Consider the following 19,274-nt stretch of genomic DNA (forward strand, 5'->3'; position numbering starts at 1 on the left):
GCCGACCGTCAGGGTCGGCGCTGCTGTCTCGTAAGAGGGCCGAAAGGCGGGCTGTACTCGGTCCGTCGAATGACTTCGACTCGGTCGCGCAGACGCTCGGCCTTAACAGCCTTAAGAGGCCCTGATAAGCTACGCTAAGCAAAGCTGCCGAATGTCCGCAATGGGTCGAAAGCGGAATTTGGCCCTGAGTCGAAAAGACTTTCCTACAGCCCTTCTTCTATGTTCCAATATGGTTCATGGAACAGAGCAGTGATTCACCAGAACCAACACCCAACCTCCCCGCCCGCGCGCCGCGCCGCGACGGCTGGACCGCCGATCGCCAGGAAACCTTCCTGAAGGCGCTCTCCTCCTGCGGCTGCATCAGCCACGCCTGCCGCGCGGTCGGCATGAGCCGCCAATCCTTCTACGATCTCCACGACCGCCCGGCCGCATGGGCGTTCCGCCGAGCAGTCGAGGCGGCGCTCGACTGCTCGATCAACCGTGTCGATGAAGGGGCGTTCTCGCGCTCGATCCACGGGGTGCCGCGCCCGGTCTTCTACAAGGGCGAGCAGGTTGGCGAATACCGCCATTTCGATGAGCGCCTGACGATGTTCCTGCTGCGCTACCGCCGGCCGCACCGCTACGGCGCTCACCTCGACCGGCTGCCGGTGATCATGCCCGAAATTCCGCCCGGCTGCAGCGGCGAGATCGACCCGGACCAGGCGATCGGCGACCTCGACTGGCAGCTCGGCGACCTCGTCGACGAGTCCGACCTGCCGGGCGGCGCGAACCCGGAACTCGCGCGCGAACCATAGTGTCAAGTTTGTCAGCTTCGGTGCCGATTGCGATGGAGCCGACCCGTCCCTAGAGCCACGCCCATGACCGACTTCGCTTCGCTCCTCGCTCCCGACACCGGGCAGAAAGCCCGCCTCATCCATCTCGTCGACAAGCAAAACGTCGAAGCCTGGCTCAAGACGCGGCCGGCCGAGGATCGCGCGCTGCTCGATGCCCACCGTTTCGACGGCAAGAAGCCGGACGCGTTCGCGCTGCTTCCACGGGGCGGCGAGTTCGAGGTCGTGAGCGCGGTCAAGGCGGTCGACGCCCTCTCGCCCTGGTGCCTGGCAAAGCTGGCGGAAAGCCTGCCCGAAGGCACGTATAAGCTGGCCTCCGGCAAGCCCGGCGCGGCGGCGCTCGGCTGGCTGCTCGGACAGCACCGCTTCGATGCCTACCGCTCGAAGGAACAGCCCGAGCGCGGGCCGCGCGCGCTGCTGACGGCCGAGGCCGCGCAGATTGAGCGGATGGTGCGGCTGGCCGAGGCCACCGCTTTGGTGCGCGACCTTGTCAACACGCCCGCGGGAAGCCTCGGACCCGCCGAGCTCGAGCAGGCCGTCCGGCAGGCGGGCACCGAACTTGGGGCGCAGGTTCGCATCACGGCGGGCAAGGATCTCGACACCGGCTATCCGCTGATCGCCGCCGTCGGCGGAGCGGCATCTGAGGCGCGCGCGCCGCGCCTGATCGAGCTCGAGTGGGGCAAGCCGAGCGATCCGCGCCTCGCGGTCATCGGCAAGGGCGTATGCTTCGACAGCGGCGGGCTCGATCTCAAGAGCGCAGGCGGCATGCGGCTGATGAAGAAGGACATGGGCGGCGCGGCGCATGCCCTGGCGCTGGCCCGGCTGGTCATCGCCGAGAAACTGCCGGTCCGGCTGCACCTGCTCATCCCGGCGGTCGAGAATGCGGTGTCGGGCGGCGCCTACCGCCCGGGCGACATCGTCAAGTCCCGCGCCGGGACATTCGTCGAGATCGACAATACCGACGCGGAAGGGCGGCTGATCCTCGCCGATGCGCTCACCCGCGCGGCCGAGGACAAGCCCGAATTGATGGTGGATTTCGCGACGCTGACCGGCGCGGCGCGCATCGCTTTGGGTCCGGAGCTGCCGGCGCTCTTCGCCAGCGATGACGCGCTCGCCGCGGATGCCGAGGCCGCCTCGCGGGACGTCGACGACCCGTTATGGCGGATGCCGCTGTGGGAGCCTTATGGCGAGATGCTCAAGAGCGATATCGCCGACGTCGCCAATTCCGGCGGCGCGCCGATGGCCGGGTGCATCACCGCGGCCTTGTTCCTCAAGCGCTTCGTGCCCGACGGGATCGCCTGGGCGCATCTCGACACTTACGCGTGGCGCGATGCAGCTTCGCCGGGGCGTCCCAAGGGCGGCGAAGCGCTCGGCCTCAGGGCCATTTTCGCGTTGCTCCAGCGGCGCTACGCGGGCGGGTGAAAAAACGGCCGGGGTTCGGCGACGCGGCATTTTTCCCGCACTTCCTGTCTCTTCGCTGCAACATTTCGCGCCCTTGCCGGTTTAGGAACGAACCCGCGGCAAATTGTATGGAGTAGCGCAGCAATGGGCGAGGTCTCGCTTACCGGCTGGATGAAAGCGCTCATCGCTTACGTCCGCTCGGGCGAGCCGGACCTCACCAACCGCCAAATGGCGCTGTTGATGCTGGTCTATCTGACCCCCGGCCCGCATACCGTGCGCGGGCTCGCCCGCATCCTCGGGGTGTCCAAGCCGGTCGTCACTCGCGCCTTGAATACGCTCGGCGCGCTCGGCTATCTGCGCCGCGAACGGGACCAGGACGACCGCCGCAACGTGTTCGTGGTCCGCACCAGCAACGGGGCAGATTTCCTTGAAGGGTTCAAGCGCAACATCCGCGAGGGCGAATCCGGCTCCGCGGCCCACCGGCCGATCATCGGCCAAGCCCCGGCCTACGCCCACCAGCGCTGAACAATTCGCGCTCACCGGCCCGTCCCACCTCCCCGACCCCGACTTCCACGCCTATCGCAAGGACCTCGCCGACATCGCCCTCGCCGGCCGCGTGATCGCGTCGCATTATGCCGAGCCGCTGGCCTGCAGGATCGCTTCGCCGACCTCGCTGCGCAATGGTCCCTCGGCGGATAGCGGCGTCATCCGTGAGCTTGCGGCGGGCGAACCGTTCGACATGCTCGACGACAGCCTCGGCTGGGCGTGGGGCTATGCTGGCGACGAGCGGCGTGTCGGCTATGTGCGAAGCGGCGCCGTCGGCGATTAGCCGGTGACGCCGCGCAGCCAGATCAGCTGGTAGAGGCTAGTCGCGACCATCAGCGCGATCAGGCCGACGATCGCCCAGTCGCGCGCCGGCCATTTCGGGCGCCGCGCCGGGAACAGTAGCCATCCTGAGAGCGCGCACAGGACCAGCGTGCCGATGGCGTTGTTGCGGATATACCGGACAATCACCGGCCGGACATGCTCGGTTCCCACCGCGACGGACTCGCCGTGCGGACTCATCCACAGGCCGAGCATCCAGAGAATGACTGTCGCGAACAGCAGCAGCCCGCCCATGAACATCCGTGCGCGCCCGATTCCGCGGTTGCTCACATCTGTCCCCGCTGGCGGCGGAGCGCATACCATTTGGCGACGTTGGCGTTCTGCTCGGCCAGCGTCTCCGCGAACGCATGGCCGCCGCTACCGTCGGCGACGAAGTAGAGCGCCCTGGTCCTCGCCGGATGGAGCACCGCCTCGATGCTCGCCTTGCCGGGATTGGCGATCGGACCTTCGGGCAGGCCCGCGCGGCGGTAGGTGTTGTAGCCGTTGTCGGCGTTGAGCTCCGAGCGCAGTATTCGCCGGCCGAGCGGTTTGCCCTTGGTCACGGGGTAGATGACCGTCGGGTCGGCATCGAGCTTCATGCCGATCCGCAACCGGTTGCAATAGACGCCGGCGATCGTCGGCCGTTCGATCGCCTTGCCGGTTTCCTTCTCGACGATCGAGGCCATCGTGACCGCCTGTTCGGGAGTCGCGATCGGACAGTCGGTGCTCCGCTTGGGCCATAGGTCGGCGATCGTCCTGGCCATCGCCTTTTGCATTCGTTCGACCAGCGCCGCGCGGGTTTCGCCGCGCTGGTAGCCGTAGCTATCCGGCAGCACCGAGCCCTCGGCGATCGGGCGCGCCGCGCCGGTTAGATAGGGATTGGCGGCCAGTTTCTCGCTGACGATGATCGCCGGCATCCCCTCGGTGACCGTGATCAGCCGCTGCACGGGCCGGCCGTGCTGCAGCAGGTCGAGGATCGCCGCGCCGCCCATGCCCTTCGGGATCGCGAACTCCCCGGCCTGCACCGGGTCATGCGAACCGAGCAGCCGAGCCATCACATAATAGGTCTTGGCAGTGCCGGGGATCGCGCCTTGCTTCTCGAGGCGCCGCGCGACCGAGCCAAGGCTCGAGCCTTCCTGGACGATGATCGTGTGCGGGCCGGGCCTGGGCCCCGGACCCCACCACAGCACATAGAGGCCGATCAGCGCGGCGAGGGCGATCGCCCCTGCCGCCAAAGCCAAGCGCCTCACACGGCCTTCATGATCAGCGACGCGTTGGTGCCGCCGAAGCCGAAGCTGTTGTTCAGCACCGCGCGAACCGGCCGTTCCTTGGCCTTGTGCGGCACGAGATCGACGCCGGTCGTCCCTTCGCTCGGATTGTCGAGGTTGAGCGTCGGCGGGACGATCTGATCGCGCATGGCGAGGATGCAGAAGATGCTTTCAACCGCGCCGGCGCCGCCGAGCAAATGGCCGATCGCCGACTTGGTCGAGCTCATCGAGACGTTGGCGATGGCGTTGCCGAACAGCCGCCGGACCGCACCGAGCTCGAGCTCGTCGCCGAGCGGCGTCGAGGTGCCGTGGGCATTGATATAATCGATGTCGGAGGGCTGCAGCCCGGCCTTGCGCAGCGCCATCTCCATCGCCCGGAAGCCGCCCGAGCCTTCGGGGTGCGGCGCGGTCACGTGATAGGCGTCCCCGGACAGCCCGTAGCCGACCAGCTCTGCGTAAATCTTCGCGCCGCGCGCCTTGGCGTGCTCATATTCCTCGAGCACCACGACGCCCGCCCCTTCGCCCATGACGAAGCCGTCGCGGTCCCTGTCATAGGGGCGGCTGGCCTTTTCCGGCTGGTCGTTGAAGTTGGTGCTGAGTGCCCGTGCCTGGGCGAAGCCGGCGATTCCGATCGGGCAGATCGTCGCCTCGGCGCCTCCGGCGAGCATGATGTCGGCGTCGTCGTCCTTAATCATCCGGGCCGCGTCGCCGATCGAATGCGCTCCGGTCGAGCAAGCGGTGACCACCGCATGGTTCGGGCCCATCAGCCCGTATTTGATCGAAACCTGCCCGGAGATGAGGTTGATCAGGCGCCCGTGCACGAAGTGCGGGCTGACCCGCCCGGGTCCTTTCTCGTGCAGCACCAGGCTTTCACTCTCGATGCCCGGAAGACCGCCGATACCCGAGCCGATCGAGACACCGGCGCGCAGCCGGGTCGCATCGTCCATGTCGGTAAGGCCCGCATCCTCGACGGCCTGCCCCGCCGCGTCGATTCCATAGATGATGAAACGGTCGACCTGGCGCTGGATCTTGTGGTCGACGCGCTTGGCCGGGTCGAAGCCATATTCGTGGTCGGCGGGCTTCACTTCGCACGCGATGCGGCACTTCTGGTCGCTGGCATCGAACCTGGTGATCGGGCCGGCGCCGCTTCTCGCGGCGATGATGTTCTTCCAGCTGGTTTCAACGTCTCCCCCGAGCGGCGTGACGAGGCCAAGACCGGTGACAACTACTCGGCGCATTCAGATCTCCAAAAACATCAACAGGCCCAAACCCGTTCGGGCTGAGCCTGTCGAAGCCCTGTAATTTCTTAGAACGCAGCAAGGAAGAAAAAGGGCAGCCCTTCGACAAGCTCAGGGCGAACGGCTGTGGGAAATTACCCCTTGTTCTGGTCGATATATTCGATCGCGTCGCGAACGGTGGTGATCTTCTCCGCGGCATCGTCCGGAATCTCGACCCCAAACTCTTCCTCGAAGGCCATGACCAGCTCGACGATGTCGAGGCTGTCCGCGCCGAGATCGTCGATGAAGCTCGCGTCCTCGGTGACCTTGTCGGCCTCGACGCCAAGATGTTCGACGACGATCTTCTTCACCCGATCGGCAGTCTCGCTCATGTGGGGCTTCCTCCGTTTATGCTTTGCGGCAGCCCTAGCGGCGCACCCGGCACCTCGCAAGTGCGCGGGCTTTGCACCCCGCGGCCCGCCGCCTAACTGACCAATATGAAGGCGCGCGGCCTCACCTCCGGAGAGATCGAGCTGGTCCGCTCGATGTTCGGCGGCGCGATCGATCCGGGCCGCGTGCGGCTGATCGAAGGCAAATGGTGGCCGCTTCAGCCGCGCCGATCGGCCATGGCGCCGATGGGGCACATCTGGTTCCATCCCGACGGTGGCGGCTGGAGCGAAGATTTCGCCGCCGAGCCGCTCTCCGACCAAGCCTATTTCATCCATGAGATGACGCACGTGTGGCAGGCGCAGAAGGGCGGACGCCTCTATCTACTCCTCACACGGCACCCGTTCTGCCGGTACGACTATCATCTGATGCCCGGCAAGCCGTTCGACCGATACGGCATTGAGCAGCAAGCAGAAATCGTCCGGCACCGTTTCCTCGCCGACCGCGGCGCGCCGGTCCCGGTGCTTCCGCCGCCCGAGCTGCTGCCGTTCGAACCGTAGGTTGCGGTCCGGTAGCAAAAGTCCTTCAGGCGGCGGCGGCGTTTCTCGGTTACTGGCCAAACCGATGGATAGAAAAGCCGGAGAGCATATCGCGATCGTCGGGGCCGGCGTGTTCGGCGCCTGGACCGCGCATCACCTCCAGCAGGCTGGACACAAGGTCACGCTGATCGATGCCTGGGGGCCGGCACACAGCCGCGCCTCCTCGGGCGGCGAATCGCGCCTCACCCGCGCCGCCTACGGCAAGGACGCGATCTACAGCCGCATGGCGATGGATTCGCTTGCGCAGTGGAAAGCGCTGAGTGCGATCTCGGGCCAGCCGATCTTCATTGATTGCGGGATCCTGTTCTTCTTCCCGACCGAGGAGCCGTACGTCCACGACAGCATTGACGCGCACCGCGACCTCGGCCTCCCGACTGAAGTCTTGAACAATGCCGAAATGGCGCGCCGCTTCCCGATGATCGATTTCGATGGGATCAAGATCGGCCTCTACGAGCCGAGCTTCGGTGCACTGATGGCCAGGCGATCGGTGCTGACGCTGGTCGACCGGTTCGCCAAAGCCGGCGGGACCTGCATGAAGGGCCTCGTCCAGCCGCCCGTTCGCGACGGTGCGAAACTATCCGAGCTGCGATTATCGTCTGGCGAACGGGTGCAGGCCGACCGGTTCGTATTCGCTGCGGGCCCGTGGCTGCCGAAGCTGTTTCCCGACGTCATTGGGCCGAGGATCCTGCCGACACGGCAGGAAGTATTCTTTTTCGCGCCGCCCGCGGGCGATCCGCGTTTCCTCCCCGGGGCGATGCCCGGCTGGGCCGACTTCAACGGCGGCGACATGTTCTACGGCTTTCCGGACATCGAAAGCCGCGGAGTCAAATTCGCCCATGACGCGCATGGGGTCGAAGTCGATCCCGATACGCAGAGCCGCCTGCCCAGTGACGCGGCACTGGTGGAAATCGTCGCCTTCCGCAACCGCCGCTTCCCGCTGCTCAAAGGCGCGCCGCTGACGGAAGCGCGCGTCTGCCAATATGAGAACAGCTCGAACGGCGATTTCCTGATCGACCTCCACCCCGCCTGGTCCAACGTGCTGCTGCTCGGCGGCGGATCGGGACACGGGTTCAAGCACGGACCCGAGGTCGGCCGCTATGCCGCTGGGCGCTTGTTCGGTTCAGGCAAGCCGGAGCCGCGCTTCAGCCTCGTCAGCAAGGGTGAAACCCACCACCGGGAGGTGCATTAGCCAGGCGCCTTCGCCACCGCGACGAGGGCCGGCCTAAGCAGCCGATCCTTCATCATATAGCCAGGCTGCATTTCCTCGACGATCGTGCCGGGCTCGGCGTCGCCGGTCGGGATTTCCATCATCGCCTGGTGTTTGTGCGGGTCGAGGGGCTCGCCGACGGACTTGATCCGAACGACGCCGTTGCGCTGGAACGCGGCGTCGAGCTCGCGCGCCGTGGCTTCGATGCCGGCGAGGAACTGGGTGGCGGTCTTGTCGGCGCGAAGTTCGTCACTGACCGCCGCAAGAGCGCGGTCGAGATGATCCTTGATCGCCAGCATGTCGCGCGCGAAGCCCGCCGCGGCATAGCTCGACGCCTGCTCCTTGTCCGCCTCGAGCCGGCGGCGCACGTTCTGCGCTTCGGCCGCCGCATAAAGCGCCTTCGATTTGGCTTCCTCGAGCTGCCGTTCAAGCTCCGCCACCCGGTCGTGTTCGGCGACTTCCGGTGCACCCTCGGCGGTTTCCTTGCGGATTTCCTCCGCTTCTTCACGCAGCTTCTCGTCTTCGGTCATGCCATCAATCTCGTTAGGGCTTTCGCGGTGAAATCCACCATGGGCACCACGCGCGCATAGTTCAACCGCGTCGGCCCGATCACGCCGACAACGCCGACCACCTCGCCCTGGCTCCCGCGATAGGGCGCGGCAATCACCGAGGAGCCGGACAGCGCGAACATGCGGTTCTCCGATCCGATGAAGATCCGGCAGCCGGGCGCGTCGCGCGCGCTTTCGAGCAGCTGGGCGATCTCCTGCGCTTCCTCGAGCTCGTCGAGGAGGCTGCGCACCCGGTCGAGGTCTTCGGCGGCGCTGGCGTCGATCAAATGCGCATGTCCGCGGACGATGAGCACCGGCCGCCGGGCGTGGTCCTGGCTCCAGGCGGCGAGGCCCGAGGCAACCAGCTCGGCCGCGGCCGCGTCGATCGCTTCCTTGCGCTCGCGGATCTCGGCCCGCAGCCGTGCCTCGGCCTCGGCGAGCGTGAGACCCGCGAGCCGCGCGTTGACGAAGTTGCTGACCTCGTTGAGCGCCGCGGCGCCGGCCGCGCCGTCGAGCGCGACGATCCGGTTCTCGACGCTGCCGTCCGTGCCGACCAGCACCGCCAGAGCGCGGGTGCTGCTCAACGGCACGAAAGAGAGCTGCCTAAGGATGAGCTCGCGCTTCGGCGCAAGCACCACGCCCGCGGCCTGGCTGAGGCCCGACAATGCCGCCGACGCCGCCGCCAGCGCATCCTCGATCGGCTGGTCGCGGGCGATCTGCCGCTCGATCTCGCGCCGCTCGCGGGGATCCGGGGCCGCCGCCTGCATGATTCCGTCGACGAACAGACGAAGCCCGCTCTCGGTCGGGATTCGCCCCGCCGACGTATGCGGATGGGTAAGCAGCCCGCGCTCTTCCAGCTCCTGCATCACGCCGCGGATCGAGGCTGGCGACAGGCTCATGGCGCCGGCAAGCGCCTTCGACCCGATCGGCAGTCCGCGCTCGAGATAGGCTTCGACGACCAGCCCGAAAATGTCGCGCATGCGGTCGGTCAGCTCGGTGATGGGCTGGGGCATGCCGCTCCATCTAGGATTGCGCTGTTCCCCGGTCTAGGGACGCGGCCACACCAGTATCAGGAGACACGCCTTTATGCGCCCTTCCGGACGCGCCCCCGACCAAATGCGCGAATTGACCTTCGAACCGGGCTTCACCCGCCACGCCGAGGGATCGTGCCTGGTCAGTTTCGGCGACACCCGCGTGCTCTGCACCGCGAGCGTCGAGGACAAGGTGCCGCCGTTCCTGCGCGGCAAGGCCCAAGGCTGGGTGACGGCCGAATATGGCATGCTTCCGCGCGCCACCCACACCCGCGGCAATCGCGAGGCCGCCAGAGGCAAGCAGTCGGGCCGCACTCAGGAAATCCAGCGCCTGATCGGGCGCTCGCTGCGCGCGGTGGTCGACCTCCGCGCCTTGGGTGAGCGGCAGGTGATCGTCGACTGCGACGTCATCCAGGCCGACGGCGGGACGCGCACGGCGGCGATCTCGGGCGGCTGGGTCGCGCTGAGGATCGCGATCGACAGGCTGCTCCAGTCGAAGGCGCTCACGGCCGACCCGATCCGGACCCAGGTCGCGGCGGTCAGCTGCGGAATCCATAACGCAACCGCGGTTCTGGACCTCGACTATGAGGAAGACTCCACCGCCGGTAGCGACGGCAATTTTGTGCTCACGGCCGATAGCGCGATCGTCGAGGCGCAGCTCACCGCCGAAGGGGAAACCTTCGACGAAGAAGGACTTTTGCGGCTCCTGCGGCTCGCCCGCATCGGTTGCTCCGAGATCTTCGCTGCACAACTCAAGGCGACGGGTCGATGAGGCCGATCGGCGACAAGCTCGTGATCGCCACGCACAATGCCGGCAAGCTGCGCGAGATCGCGGCGCTGGTCGCGCCCCTCGGAATATCGTGCGTTGGCGCCGAGGAGCTCGGCCTGCCCGAGCCCGAGGAAATCGGGAACACGTTCGCCGACAATGCCGACCTCAAGGCGCGGGAAGCGGCGGACCTCAGCGGCCTTCCCGCGCTAGCCGACGACAGCGGCCTTTGCGTCGACGCGCTCCACGGCCGCCCCGGCATATTCTCGGCGCGCTGGGCCGAGGACAAGGACGGCAACCGCGACTGGCTGCGCGCGATGGAGCGCGTGTGGCGCGAGGCGCAGGCGACCGAGCCCGACGCTCCTCCAGCCGCCCATTTCGTTTGCGCGTTGGCGATCGCCTGGCCCAATGATGGCCAGACCGAGACGTTCGATGGCCGCGTCGACGGCACTTTGGTCTGGCCGCCGCGGGGCGATAAGGGTTTCGGCTACGACCCGATGTTCGTGCCCGTGGGCTTTGACGAGACGTTCGGCGAGATGGAGCCACTGTCCAAGCACAAGATGAGCCACCGCGCGGAGGCGTTCCGCAAGCTCGTGGCGGCGCTGAACGAATGAGCGCGGATTCGCTGGCCCTCTACGTCCACTGGCCGTTCTGCGTCAGCAAATGCCCCTATTGCGACTTCAACAGCCATGTCCGCGACGCCATCGACCAGGAAGCGTGGCGCAACGCCCTGCTCGCCGATCTCGCGCACGAAGCCCAGCTGTTGCCGGGACGCAGGCTGACGTCGATCTTCTTCGGCGGCGGCACGCCCTCGCTGATGAACCCCGCCACCGTGGAAGCGCTGATCGCGGCAGCGACAACGCATTGGCCCGCGACCGACGATATCGAAATCACGCTCGAGGCCAACCCGAACTCGGTCGAGGCCGCCCGCTTCGCCGACCTCGCAAAAGCCGGCGTCAACCGGGTCTCGCTCGGGTTGCAGAGCTTCGACGACCAGGCGCTCGCCTTCCTCGAACGGGCCCATTCCGCCCTCGAAGGCTTTGCCGCGCTGGAGACTGCGCAACGGCACTTCCGACGAGTTAGCTTCGACCTGATCTACGCGCTTCCTGGCGACACTGAGGATCGCTGGTCCGCGATGCTTGCCCAGGCGCTCTCGCTCGGCACCAGGCATCTCTCCCTCTACCAGCTTACGATCGAGCCTGGGACGCGGTTCGCGACCATGGCGGCGCGCGGCGAATTCGAACCCCTCGACAGCGACGCGGCCGCGGCGCTCTACGAGCTGACCGACGCCATGACGTCCGCCGCCGGCATGCCCGCCTACGAGATCAGCAACCATGCCCGCCGCGGTCAGGAAAGCCGCCACAATCTCACTTACTGGCGTTACGGCGACTATGCCGGGATAGGTCCAGGCGCGCACGGCCGGCGGCTGGGGCGCCGCACCGTTCGGCATCGGAAGCCGGAGAATTTCCTCGCCGCGGGCATTCGCGACGGCCACGGCATTGCCGAGGAAGCTCCGCTGGATGCCGTGCAGGCGGCGGACGAAGCGCTGGTGATGGGGTTGCGGCTGCGCGAGGGCATCGACGCGCAGGCGACAGCCGATCGCTTCGGATTGCCGGGCATCGTCGACTGGAGCCGCGTCGATCGCCTCGTTGCATCGGGGCACCTGACTCGCGATCACACGCGCATCGCATTGACCGCGCGCGGCCGCCTGCTGCTGGATCACATCCTCGGTGAAATTGCGCTGGTGTTCGAGCCTAGGGCTTTGGCGGTTGGCTAGGCGCGGCCGCGGGCGTGGGTGCCGGCCTCACGGTGGAAGCCGGCGCAGGTGCCGAGTGCTGGGTGTCCATATTGGCCAGATATTTGTAATTGTCGGCGGGCGTCGAGACATAATCGTCGACGGTCATATCGGCGTCCGAAGCTGCGGATTTGCGCGTCATGCCGTTCTTAAGGCGGAAGGCGATCAACGCTCCCTTGAGCGTGCCCATTTGGGCCGTGCAGGCATTGCGCAAGTACGCTTCGATCGCATCGCCCGAGACTTTCTCGCTCTTGGCTTTGCCGGCGGCTTCGCGCAGGCATCCGCGAAACGCGGCGGTGGGACCGCTGATCGACGCTTGAAGCGCGGTTAGATTGATCGCCGAAGCAACAACGAATGCAATCATCGCCTCTCTCCCAAGGACAATGAACGTGCGCAGGATGACTCTTTTCTGCTTGCATTGGAAGAGTTTAATCGACGGATGATGGAAAAGCCGCTGCCGCCCGGATTGCATATCGTCGCAACGCCGATCGGCAACCTCGGCGACCTGGCTCCGCGCGCTGCGCAGACCTTGCTGAACGCAGACCGGATCCTGGTCGAGGACACACGCGTCACGGCCAAGCTGCTCGCGCACATCGGCGCGAAGGTCCCGATGACGCGCTATGACGATCACAGCAGCGATGCCGACCGCGAGCGCATCGTCGGCCAGCTCGGCGACAAGGCTGTCGCCCTGGTCAGCGACGCAGGCACGCCAATGATCTCCGATCCGGGGTTCAAGCTGGTTCGGGCCGCGCGCGCGGCGGGCCACCAGGTCCATACGGTTCCGGGACCCTCGGCGGCGATCGCGGCGCTGACGCTGGCCGGGCTGCCGACGGACCGCTTCCTGTTCCTCGGATTCCTTCCGGCGAAGGCCAAGGCGCGCGCTGACGCAATCGCCGAAGTCGCCGGCGTCCGCGCGACGCTCGTCCTGTACGAAAGCGGCCCCAGGCTCGGCGACACGCTCGCGGCGCTGACGGATCGGCTTGGAAGTCGCCGCGCCGCGGTGGCGCGCGAGATCAGCAAGCTTCACGAGGAATGCGTGACCGGGACGCTCGCGGACCTTGCCGAGCGCTATGCGGGCGCCGTGCCCAAAGGGGAAATCGTGGTTGTGGTCGGCCCTCCCGCCGACGCAGCACAGGCGGGCGATGATGAGCTTGACGCGGCGCTCGACGAAGCGCTCGCCCGGCTATCGCCGTCGCGCGCCGCGGCCGAGGTCGCCGAGCGGCTGAAGGTGCCGCGCAAGCGCGCCTACGCTCGGGCCCTCGAGCGCGCCAGGTGAGCCGCGAGGCTGCGGAAAAGCGCGGCCGCGGCGCCGAGACGCTCGCCTGCTGGTACTTGCGACTGCACGGCTGGCGGATTCTCGCCCGTCGCGCCCGCGTGCCCGGCGGGGAAGTCGACATCGTCGCCCGGCGCGGACGCATGCTGGCTTTTGTCGAGGTCAAGGCACGGGCGAGCGTGGATGCCGCCGCTCTCGCGCTCGACGAGTGGCGGCTGCGCCGCGTCGTGGTAGCGGCGGAACGGCTTGCGCCGCGCTACTTGCGCGACGGCGACGACGTCCGGATCGACGCTTTGTTCATTGTCCCCCGGCGGTGGCCGCGCCACCTCACAAATGTCTGGCAAGGGTGACAGCTGTTATTCGCCTGACTAGAGCCGCTGCGACATGAGCCTGCACGTCGCCGTACAGATGGACCCGCTGGAGACCATCAACATCTCCGGCGATTCGACCTTCGCCATCATGCTCAAGGCGCAGGAGCTCGGTCACAAGCTCTATCACTATCTGGCCGACGACCTGACCTATCAGGACGGCCGGCTCTATGCCGGGGCGCGCGAGGTCAGCGTGCAAGCGGTCGCCGGGAATCACTTCAGCCTCGGCGAGTTCGCCATCCTCGACCTCGGCAAGGACGTCGACGTCGTTCTGATGCGGCAGGATCCACCATTCGATCTCGGCTATATCACCGCGACCCACCTGCTCGAGCGGATCCAAAGCGAGACGCTAGTGGTCAACGATCCCGCCGCCGTCAGGAACGCGCCCGAGAAGGTCTGGGTGCTCGACTTCGCGCGCTTCATGCCGCCGACGATGGTGACGCGCTCGCTCGGCGCCGCGCGGCACTTCCTCGCCCAGCACGGCGATTGCGTCCTGAAGCCGCTCCACGGCAACGCCGGCAAGGCGGTGTTCAAGATCGGCCGCGACGGCGCCAACCTCGATGCGCTGATGGAGCTGTTCAACGCCACCTATCGTGAGCCGCACGTCCTCCAGGCCTTCCTTCCCGAGGTCGCGGAAGGCGACAAACGGATCATTCTCATCGACGGCGAGGTGACCGGTGCGATCAACCGCCGGCCCCGGAGGGGCGAGATCCGTTCCAACCTCGCGGCGGGAGGAACGGCGGAAGCGACCGAGCTCACCCCGACCGAGCTGGAGATCTGCGCCGCGCTGGCGCCGGAGCTCAAACGCCGCCGGCTGCTGTTCGTCGGGATCGACGTGATCGGCGGCCGCTGGCTGACCGAGATCAACGTCACTTCTCCAACCGGCATCGTGGCGGTCGATCGCTTCAACGGCACCGACACGCCTGGGCTGATCTGGCAAGCGATCGAGCGCCAACTGAAAAACTAGCGCCGAAATGGCGCTTGTTCGTCTCCGACGGGCGCGCAAATCATTCATCCAAAACGGTTATTTAGCGATCGCTTTACCGGTCGCGTTTAACCCGGTCCTTGTCGCGGCTCGTCGGTTGCCCACTAATCGCGCGCCGCGACAAATCCTTCGGTCCTGGAGAATGGCTGCGCGTTTCTGCAGCCTCCTGAGCTGTATCTCTCAGGCGCGCGGGTGGGCGTGGCGATAGACGTCGAGAAGTCGCGCCGCGTCCACTGCCGTGTAGATCTGGGTCGAGGACAGGCTCGCATGGCCGAGCAATTCCTGCAGCGCCCGCAGATCCGCGCCGCCGGCGAGCAAATGCGTCGCAAAGCTGTGGCGCAACGCGTGCGGAGTGAGCGTATCGGGCAGGCCAAGTCGGCGCCGGGCCGCGGCGACCGCGCGCCGGACCAGGTCCGGGTTGAGCGGGCCGCCCCTCGCGCCGACGAACAGCCGAACATCTCCGCGCAGCGGATAAGGGCACTGGCGCACATATTCCTCGATCGCTTCGCGCACAGCCGGCACGATCGGCACCACGCGTGTCTTCGACCGCTTGCCGGTGACTCGGATCGTCGAGCCGAACGGCACCACGTTCGCCGGCAGCGAAAGGGCCTCCGCCACTCGCAGGCCGGCACCATAGAGCAGCAGGAGGATGGCGAGGTCGCGCGCGCCGATCCACGGCGCACTTGCCGCCTCGGCTGCGTTTTCCGCCAGGTTCATGGCGTCGTCGGGTGACGCCGGCCGCGGCAGCGTCCGGGGCCGCTTCGGCGCGCGAGTCCGCGGCAGCTGTGCCGTCGTGCCCTGCTGCTCGGCGGCATATCTGAGGAACGCGCGAACGCCCGAAAGCTCGCGCGCCGACGACGCCGCGCCGAGCCCGCCGCCACGGCGGTCGGCGAGGAACGCGCGCAGATCCGCCGCGGCAACCGCGGTCAGCCCGGCCGCGCTGATCGCCTCGCCGCGATAACGGCCGAGGAAAGCGATAAAGCGGTGCGCGGTCGCCGCGTAAGCGCGGACCGTGTGCGCCGAGCGGCGGCGATCATGCTCGAGATAGGAGGACCAGCGCGCAGCGAGCTCGCGCGCCGGATGGTCTAGGGATGTGGAATGGTCAGCCACTTGCGGATCATAGCCGCAAGGCTCTTGCCAAGGAACAGCAACAGCTCCGATCCGTGGCGGGCGTCGAGGCTGAGCTCCGCGCGCTGCCCGAGCGCCAGCAGGCCACAGGGCAAGGGCGGCTCGCAATCGATGCGGATCAGCGCTTCCGCCCGGATCAGGTCGCAGGCGGGTCCGAACAGCGGATGGCCGCGCTTGACGGTCCGCATCTCGACCCCCTGAACCCGCTCGATCGCCCGGCGCAGGATCGCCGGGTCGACGTGCTGAACGCCGCCGCCGTCGGCGCGGAAGCCTTGCGTGCCTACGATCAGCGACAAAGCGACCGCGTCGATGCCGAGGATCAGCGGCCATTCCTGGGTGACGACGTGGAGCAAGGATTCGATGCTGTCGGCGTCGATCGCCGCGAGCACCGCCTCATGGATCGAAGTGACCGCGCCCGAGTGACCACGCGCGAAGGCGATCAGGTCCTGGTTCGCCTCCTCGACGGCGCCGAGCCGCTGGCGCAGGTGCGCCACCGCCCGCTCTTCGAAGGGGATCACCGTCGCCATCGCGGGCGGGAGAATACGCCCGCGGCGGTTAATTTCCTACCAGCCCGCGCGTCGGGTCGACAAGCTGCTGATCGCCTGCAACAAATTGCCGCATGTTCTGGATCGCGCTCGCTGCCCAACTCAGCGCCCCGGTGCCCGCGGGGGTGCGTCTACCTGATGTGCGTGCACTCTTCTCTCCGGATGATTTCCCCGCATACCTCCAGATGGAAGGGGTAAGCAGGACTGTTCACACGAGAACAACGGTACGTCCCGATGGCAGCATTGAAAGCTGCGTCACTGAAGAGAGCAGCGGAGACGCTCGGCTCGATGCGTACACTTGCGGCTTGATCGTAAAGCGAGCCACATTTCAGCCTGCCAAGTGGATTGATGGCACCCCCGTGTACGGCGTCATCCGGGCGCCGGTGAGTTGGCGGATCAGTGATGGGACTCCGACTGAAACGGAGATGCTGAAGTCAGCCGAGCCGGATATCGATCTTGCCGTGAATCAGCTGCCGAAAGGTGCCGGTTCGATCGCTGTTTTCGATGTAGAAATCGGGGCGTATGCCAATGGCCGTGGTGCTATTTGCGCCGAGCACCCGGCCGACGCCATGCGGTCGAAGAAGCATTTTCCCGAACTTGTCGCGATCGCCTGTCAGAAAGTGATGACCGATTATCCGGTTGTGCCTCCCGTGGATCTATCGGGCAAACCCGTGCGGTCGGTTCAGACAGTCTCGGTCCGCTTCATGAAGAGCCACTGAGCTAGACGATAAAAGAAAGGCGGCGGCGCCTTCCGGCACCGCCGCCTCCTAATTCCCGCGTGGGAGCTAATCTTAGCTCGACGGCAGGTGGCTCGACACGTTGTTGAACGTGGTGTTCAGACGGTTGCCGATGCCCTGCATCGCGCCAATCGCCGCAACGGCAATGAGAGCGGCAATCAGGCCGTACTCAATGGCGGTCGCGCCCTCTTCGTTACGAATCAGCTTGAGAAACTTGCTCATGGTCTTCGCTCCTTGGTTCCAAGTCACGTGGCGCATGCGCCCCGTCCTGCAGGTCCATCGCAGGTGCCTCGCAACTTACGGCTCGACCGGTTGAGAAAGTGTTACTCGGGAAGGTTGCGCAAAGCTTAACGCGCTGAGCGTAAGACCTTGCGTTCAGGCGATTTTTTGTCCCGTCGATTCCCAATCCTTGAGGAAAGACGTGATCCCCGCGTCGGTCAGCGGATGCTTGAACAATTGCCAGATGATCTTGGGCGGCGCGGTCATCACGTCGGCGCCGATTTTCGCGGCTTCGACGACGTGGATCGGGTGGCGCACGCTGGCGACCAGGATCTGGGTGCCGAAATCGTAATTGTCGTAGATCAGCCGGATGTCCGCGACCAGCGCCATTCCGTCGAACCCGACATCGTCGTGCCTGCCGACAAAGGGCGAGATGAACGTCGCGCCGGCCTTCGCCGCGAGCAGCGCCTGCGCGGCCGAGAAGCACAGGGTGACGTTGACCATCGTGCCCTCGCCGGTGAGCGCCTTGCAGGCTTTGAGCCCCGCGGGCGTGAGCGGCACCTTGATCGCGATATTGTCGGCAATCCCGCGCAGCACTTCGGCCTCGCGCATCATCCCGTCATAGTCGAGCGCCACGACCTCGGCCGAGACCGGGCCCTCGACGGCCCCGGCGATCTCGCGCACCACCTCGAGGAAATCGCGCCCCGACTTGTGGATCAGCGAGGGATTGGTCGTCACCCCGTCGAGCAGCCCGCTTTCGGCAAGCTCGCGGATTTCGGAGATTTCGGCAGTGTCGGCGAAGAATTTCATGACGATTTGCGTGCGCTCCGGCTTTGGTCGATGGGCGGGGCAATAGCCGTTGCGGCGAAGCGCGTCATCCGATTCGGGAGGCTTTGGCGATGAGCGATCATGTGCGGGTGGAGAAGAGCGGCGGTCTACTGGCGATCACGCTCGCCCGGCCGGAGCGGCGCAACGCGATCACCGTCGCTATGTATGCCGCGCTCGCCGACGCGATTGCCGGCGCATTCGAGGATGGTGAGACCCGGCTGATCACCATCCGCGGCGAAGGCCAGGACTTCGCCGCCGGCAACGATCTCGCGGATTTCCTCGAGGCGGTGCCGCGCGACGAGGAAATCCCCGTGTGGCGGCTGCTCCGCGCGCTCGCCGAATGCGAGGTGCCGATCGTCGCCGCGGTCCACGGCAATTGCGTCGGCATCGGCACGACCATGCTGCTCCACTGCGACCTCGTGATCGCCGACGACAGCGCGCGCTTCTCGATGCCGTTCGTCGACCTCGGCCTGGTGCCGGAAGCGGCGAGCTCGCTGCTGTTCCCGCGTCTCGCCGGCCGCCGCCGCGCCGCGCGCTACCTGCTCCTGGCCGAGCCGTTCGGTCCCGACGAGGCGCAATCGATTGGCCTGGTCAGCCACCGCGCCGCGCCAGGGGCCCTCGATTCGAAACTCGATGAAATCGTGGCGGCGCTGCTGGCCAAGCCGCCCGAAGCGCTTCGCCTGACCCAGAAGCTGCTCCGCACCGCTGCCCAGGACGAAATCCTTCAGCGGATGAAGCTCGAGAGCACGATGTTCGCGGAGCGGCTCGGCTCAGCCGAGGTCAAGGAGGCGATCAGCGCCTTCTTTGCGAAAAGAAGCTCGAAGCCGGCTTAGGCGCTGGTCGCGATCCAGACCCGCTTCGAACGGCTAACGGTCATCGTTGGACCGGGGAACAGCAGCAGGTCGGTCGGCTGCGAGTATCTTACGGTCAAGTCATAATATCTCGCCGTGCCTGATCTGCCCAACACCGGATCGTCAACGTCGAATCTGCCGGGGCCGAGGCCGTAGATGGTGGAGAAGATCTTCGCCTTGATGGACCCGGCGGCCGGCGAAGTGCCGGTTCCGGCGTCCGGCGCGGTGCAGCCGGTTGCGCTCTGGGTCAGGCACAAGGTCGCGTAACGCGCGCCCTCACCCAGCGCCATCTGAATACCGGCCACGGCGCGATAGACCTGGGCAAGCTGGACAAAGGCCCAGAGCATGACGATCAGGACCGGAAGGGCGAACGCCATTTCGACGGCAGCGGCGCCGCGTTCGTCGCCGGCAAGGCGAGCCCGCATCC

At 66.6% G+C, this 19,274-nt stretch carries 26 protein-coding genes; 14 read left to right on the forward strand and 12 right to left on the reverse strand.

Annotated elements, in window-relative coordinates; genetic code table 11:
* Positions 1–236 precede the first annotated feature (236 nt).
* From ACJ8FR_RS12880 to ACJ8FR_RS12895, 4 genes are all read left to right on the forward strand, one after another.
* The gene (locus ACJ8FR_RS12880) at positions 237–794 is read left to right on the forward strand and encodes a hypothetical protein (RefSeq protein WP_407829036.1); all 558 of its coding nucleotides are present in this window, start codon (positions 237–239) and stop codon (positions 792–794) included.
* A 63-nt stretch (positions 795–857) separates the two neighbouring features.
* Positions 858–2,252, forward strand: coding sequence for a leucyl aminopeptidase family protein (locus ACJ8FR_RS12885; protein WP_407829037.1), 1,395 nt, complete (start codon positions 858–860; stop codon positions 2,250–2,252).
* Between the two features lie 150 nt (positions 2,253–2,402).
* Positions 2,403–2,756, forward strand: a complete 354-nt coding sequence (locus tag ACJ8FR_RS12890) for a MarR family transcriptional regulator (protein WP_407829121.1) — start codon at positions 2,403–2,405, stop codon at positions 2,754–2,756.
* A gap of 91 nt (positions 2,757–2,847) precedes the next feature.
* A complete protein-coding gene (locus tag ACJ8FR_RS12895) occupies positions 2,848–3,060 on the forward strand; it encodes an SH3 domain-containing protein (protein WP_407829038.1) in 213 nt (70 codons plus the stop codon).
* On the opposite strand, the gene ACJ8FR_RS12900 is transcribed toward ACJ8FR_RS12895, so the two are convergent.
* The 4 genes from ACJ8FR_RS12900 to ACJ8FR_RS12915 form a co-directional block, all read right to left on the reverse strand.
* Positions 3,057–3,386, reverse strand: a complete 330-nt coding sequence (locus tag ACJ8FR_RS12900) for a hypothetical protein (protein WP_407829039.1) — start codon at positions 3,384–3,386, stop codon at positions 3,057–3,059. The genes ACJ8FR_RS12895 and ACJ8FR_RS12900 overlap by 4 nt on opposite strands.
* Positions 3,383–4,345 (reverse strand): endolytic transglycosylase MltG, encoded by a 963-nt coding sequence (gene mltG / locus ACJ8FR_RS12905; RefSeq protein ID WP_407829040.1) that lies wholly within the window; start codon positions 4,343–4,345, stop codon positions 3,383–3,385. Before mltG ends, ACJ8FR_RS12900 begins: the two co-directional genes overlap by 4 nt.
* Positions 4,342–5,601: a beta-ketoacyl-ACP synthase II gene (fabF, locus tag ACJ8FR_RS12910; RefSeq protein WP_407829041.1), complete on the reverse strand. Its 1,260-nt coding sequence runs from the start codon at positions 5,599–5,601 to the stop codon at positions 4,342–4,344. Before fabF ends, mltG begins: the two co-directional genes overlap by 4 nt.
* 134 nt (positions 5,602–5,735) lie before the next feature.
* A complete protein-coding gene (locus tag ACJ8FR_RS12915) occupies positions 5,736–5,972 on the reverse strand; it encodes an acyl carrier protein (protein WP_187539954.1) in 237 nt (78 codons plus the stop codon).
* A 105-nt stretch (positions 5,973–6,077) separates the two neighbouring features.
* Between ACJ8FR_RS12915 and ACJ8FR_RS12920 the strand changes: the two genes are divergently transcribed.
* Positions 6,078–6,527: a vgr related protein gene (locus tag ACJ8FR_RS12920; RefSeq protein WP_407829042.1), complete on the forward strand. Its 450-nt coding sequence runs from the start codon at positions 6,078–6,080 to the stop codon at positions 6,525–6,527.
* Between the two features lie 64 nt (positions 6,528–6,591).
* Positions 6,592–7,755 carry an FAD-dependent oxidoreductase gene (locus ACJ8FR_RS12925; RefSeq protein ID WP_407829043.1) on the forward strand — a complete coding sequence of 388 codons (1,164 nt, stop codon included), beginning with the start codon at positions 6,592–6,594 and terminating at the stop codon, positions 7,753–7,755.
* Here ACJ8FR_RS12925 and grpE read toward each other — a convergent pair.
* Together grpE and hrcA are read right to left on the reverse strand one after the other, a co-directional pair.
* Positions 7,752–8,303, reverse strand: a complete 552-nt coding sequence (gene grpE, locus ACJ8FR_RS12930) for a nucleotide exchange factor GrpE (RefSeq protein WP_407829044.1) — start codon at positions 8,301–8,303, stop codon at positions 7,752–7,754. The two genes, ACJ8FR_RS12925 and grpE, sit on opposite strands and share 4 nt — an antisense overlap.
* The gene (hrcA, locus tag ACJ8FR_RS12935) at positions 8,300–9,334 is read right to left on the reverse strand and encodes a heat-inducible transcriptional repressor HrcA (RefSeq protein WP_407829045.1); all 1,035 of its coding nucleotides are present in this window, start codon (positions 9,332–9,334) and stop codon (positions 8,300–8,302) included. Before hrcA ends, grpE begins: the two co-directional genes overlap by 4 nt.
* A gap of 73 nt (positions 9,335–9,407) precedes the next feature.
* Here hrcA and rph point away from each other — a divergent pair, with 73 nt between their 5' ends.
* The 3 genes from rph to hemW are packed head-to-tail and all read left to right on the forward strand — an operon-like array spanning position 9,408 to position 11,895.
* Positions 9,408–10,124 carry a ribonuclease PH gene (gene rph, locus ACJ8FR_RS12940; protein WP_407829046.1) on the forward strand — a complete coding sequence of 239 codons (717 nt, stop codon included), beginning with the start codon at positions 9,408–9,410 and terminating at the stop codon, positions 10,122–10,124.
* Positions 10,121–10,732 carry an RdgB/HAM1 family non-canonical purine NTP pyrophosphatase gene (rdgB, locus tag ACJ8FR_RS12945; RefSeq protein ID WP_407829047.1) on the forward strand — a complete coding sequence of 204 codons (612 nt, stop codon included), beginning with the start codon at positions 10,121–10,123 and terminating at the stop codon, positions 10,730–10,732. The genes rph and rdgB overlap by 4 nt, the downstream gene beginning before the upstream one ends.
* Positions 10,729–11,895: a radical SAM family heme chaperone HemW gene (hemW, locus tag ACJ8FR_RS12950; protein ID WP_407829048.1), complete on the forward strand. Its 1,167-nt coding sequence runs from the start codon at positions 10,729–10,731 to the stop codon at positions 11,893–11,895. The genes rdgB and hemW overlap by 4 nt, the downstream gene beginning before the upstream one ends.
* On the opposite strand, the gene ACJ8FR_RS12955 is transcribed toward hemW, so the two are convergent.
* A complete protein-coding gene (locus ACJ8FR_RS12955; RefSeq protein WP_407829049.1) occupies positions 11,873–12,277 on the reverse strand; it encodes a hypothetical protein in 405 nt (134 codons plus the stop codon). The genes hemW and ACJ8FR_RS12955 overlap by 23 nt on opposite strands.
* Before the next feature lie 78 nt (positions 12,278–12,355).
* On the opposite strand from ACJ8FR_RS12955, the gene rsmI reads away from it, so the two are divergent.
* The 3 genes from rsmI to gshB are packed head-to-tail and all read left to right on the forward strand — an operon-like array spanning position 12,356 to position 14,521.
* Entirely contained in the window at positions 12,356–13,189 is an 834-nt protein-coding gene (gene rsmI, locus ACJ8FR_RS12960) for a 16S rRNA (cytidine(1402)-2'-O)-methyltransferase (RefSeq protein WP_407829050.1), read from the forward strand.
* Positions 13,186–13,536 (forward strand): YraN family protein, encoded by a 351-nt coding sequence (locus tag ACJ8FR_RS12965; protein ID WP_407829051.1) that lies wholly within the window; start codon positions 13,186–13,188, stop codon positions 13,534–13,536. Before rsmI ends, ACJ8FR_RS12965 begins: the two co-directional genes overlap by 4 nt.
* Positions 13,537–13,570: 34 nt before the next feature.
* Positions 13,571–14,521, forward strand: a complete 951-nt coding sequence (gene gshB, locus ACJ8FR_RS12970; RefSeq protein ID WP_407829052.1) for a glutathione synthase — start codon at positions 13,571–13,573, stop codon at positions 14,519–14,521.
* 198 nt (positions 14,522–14,719) lie between these two features.
* On the opposite strand, the gene ACJ8FR_RS12975 is transcribed toward gshB, so the two are convergent.
* Positions 14,720–15,649: a tyrosine recombinase XerC gene (locus tag ACJ8FR_RS12975; protein WP_407829053.1), complete on the reverse strand. Its 930-nt coding sequence runs from the start codon at positions 15,647–15,649 to the stop codon at positions 14,720–14,722.
* The gene (locus tag ACJ8FR_RS12980) at positions 15,625–16,194 is read right to left on the reverse strand and encodes a DUF484 family protein (protein ID WP_407829054.1); all 570 of its coding nucleotides are present in this window, start codon (positions 16,192–16,194) and stop codon (positions 15,625–15,627) included. The genes ACJ8FR_RS12975 and ACJ8FR_RS12980 overlap by 25 nt, the downstream gene beginning before the upstream one ends.
* A gap of 92 nt (positions 16,195–16,286) precedes the next feature.
* Here ACJ8FR_RS12980 and ACJ8FR_RS12985 point away from each other — a divergent pair, with 92 nt between their 5' ends.
* Complete coding sequence (locus tag ACJ8FR_RS12985) at positions 16,287–16,931, forward strand: energy transducer TonB (RefSeq protein WP_407829055.1); 645 nt, start codon at positions 16,287–16,289, stop codon at positions 16,929–16,931.
* 72 nt (positions 16,932–17,003) lie between these two features.
* Here ACJ8FR_RS12985 and ACJ8FR_RS12990 read toward each other — a convergent pair whose 3' ends face one another.
* Together ACJ8FR_RS12990 and fsa are read right to left on the reverse strand one after the other, a co-directional pair.
* Positions 17,004–17,171, reverse strand: a complete 168-nt coding sequence (locus ACJ8FR_RS12990; RefSeq protein WP_407829056.1) for a Flp family type IVb pilin — start codon at positions 17,169–17,171, stop codon at positions 17,004–17,006.
* A gap of 153 nt (positions 17,172–17,324) precedes the next feature.
* Positions 17,325–17,978, reverse strand: a complete 654-nt coding sequence (gene fsa, locus ACJ8FR_RS12995) for a fructose-6-phosphate aldolase (RefSeq protein ID WP_407829057.1) — start codon at positions 17,976–17,978, stop codon at positions 17,325–17,327.
* 89 nt (positions 17,979–18,067) lie between these two features.
* On the opposite strand from fsa, the gene ACJ8FR_RS13000 reads away from it, so the two are divergent.
* Positions 18,068–18,829 carry an enoyl-CoA hydratase-related protein gene (locus ACJ8FR_RS13000; protein WP_407829058.1) on the forward strand — a complete coding sequence of 254 codons (762 nt, stop codon included), beginning with the start codon at positions 18,068–18,070 and terminating at the stop codon, positions 18,827–18,829.
* On the opposite strand, the gene ACJ8FR_RS13005 is transcribed toward ACJ8FR_RS13000, so the two are convergent.
* The gene (locus tag ACJ8FR_RS13005) at positions 18,826–19,272 is read right to left on the reverse strand and encodes a TadE/TadG family type IV pilus assembly protein (protein WP_407829059.1); all 447 of its coding nucleotides are present in this window, start codon (positions 19,270–19,272) and stop codon (positions 18,826–18,828) included. The two genes, ACJ8FR_RS13000 and ACJ8FR_RS13005, sit on opposite strands and share 4 nt — an antisense overlap.
* Positions 19,273–19,274: the final 2 nt, after the last annotated feature.

The organism is Sphingomonas sp. (assembly GCF_045810705.1).
Taxonomy (GTDB): domain Bacteria; phylum Pseudomonadota; class Alphaproteobacteria; order Sphingomonadales; family Sphingomonadaceae; genus Sphingomicrobium.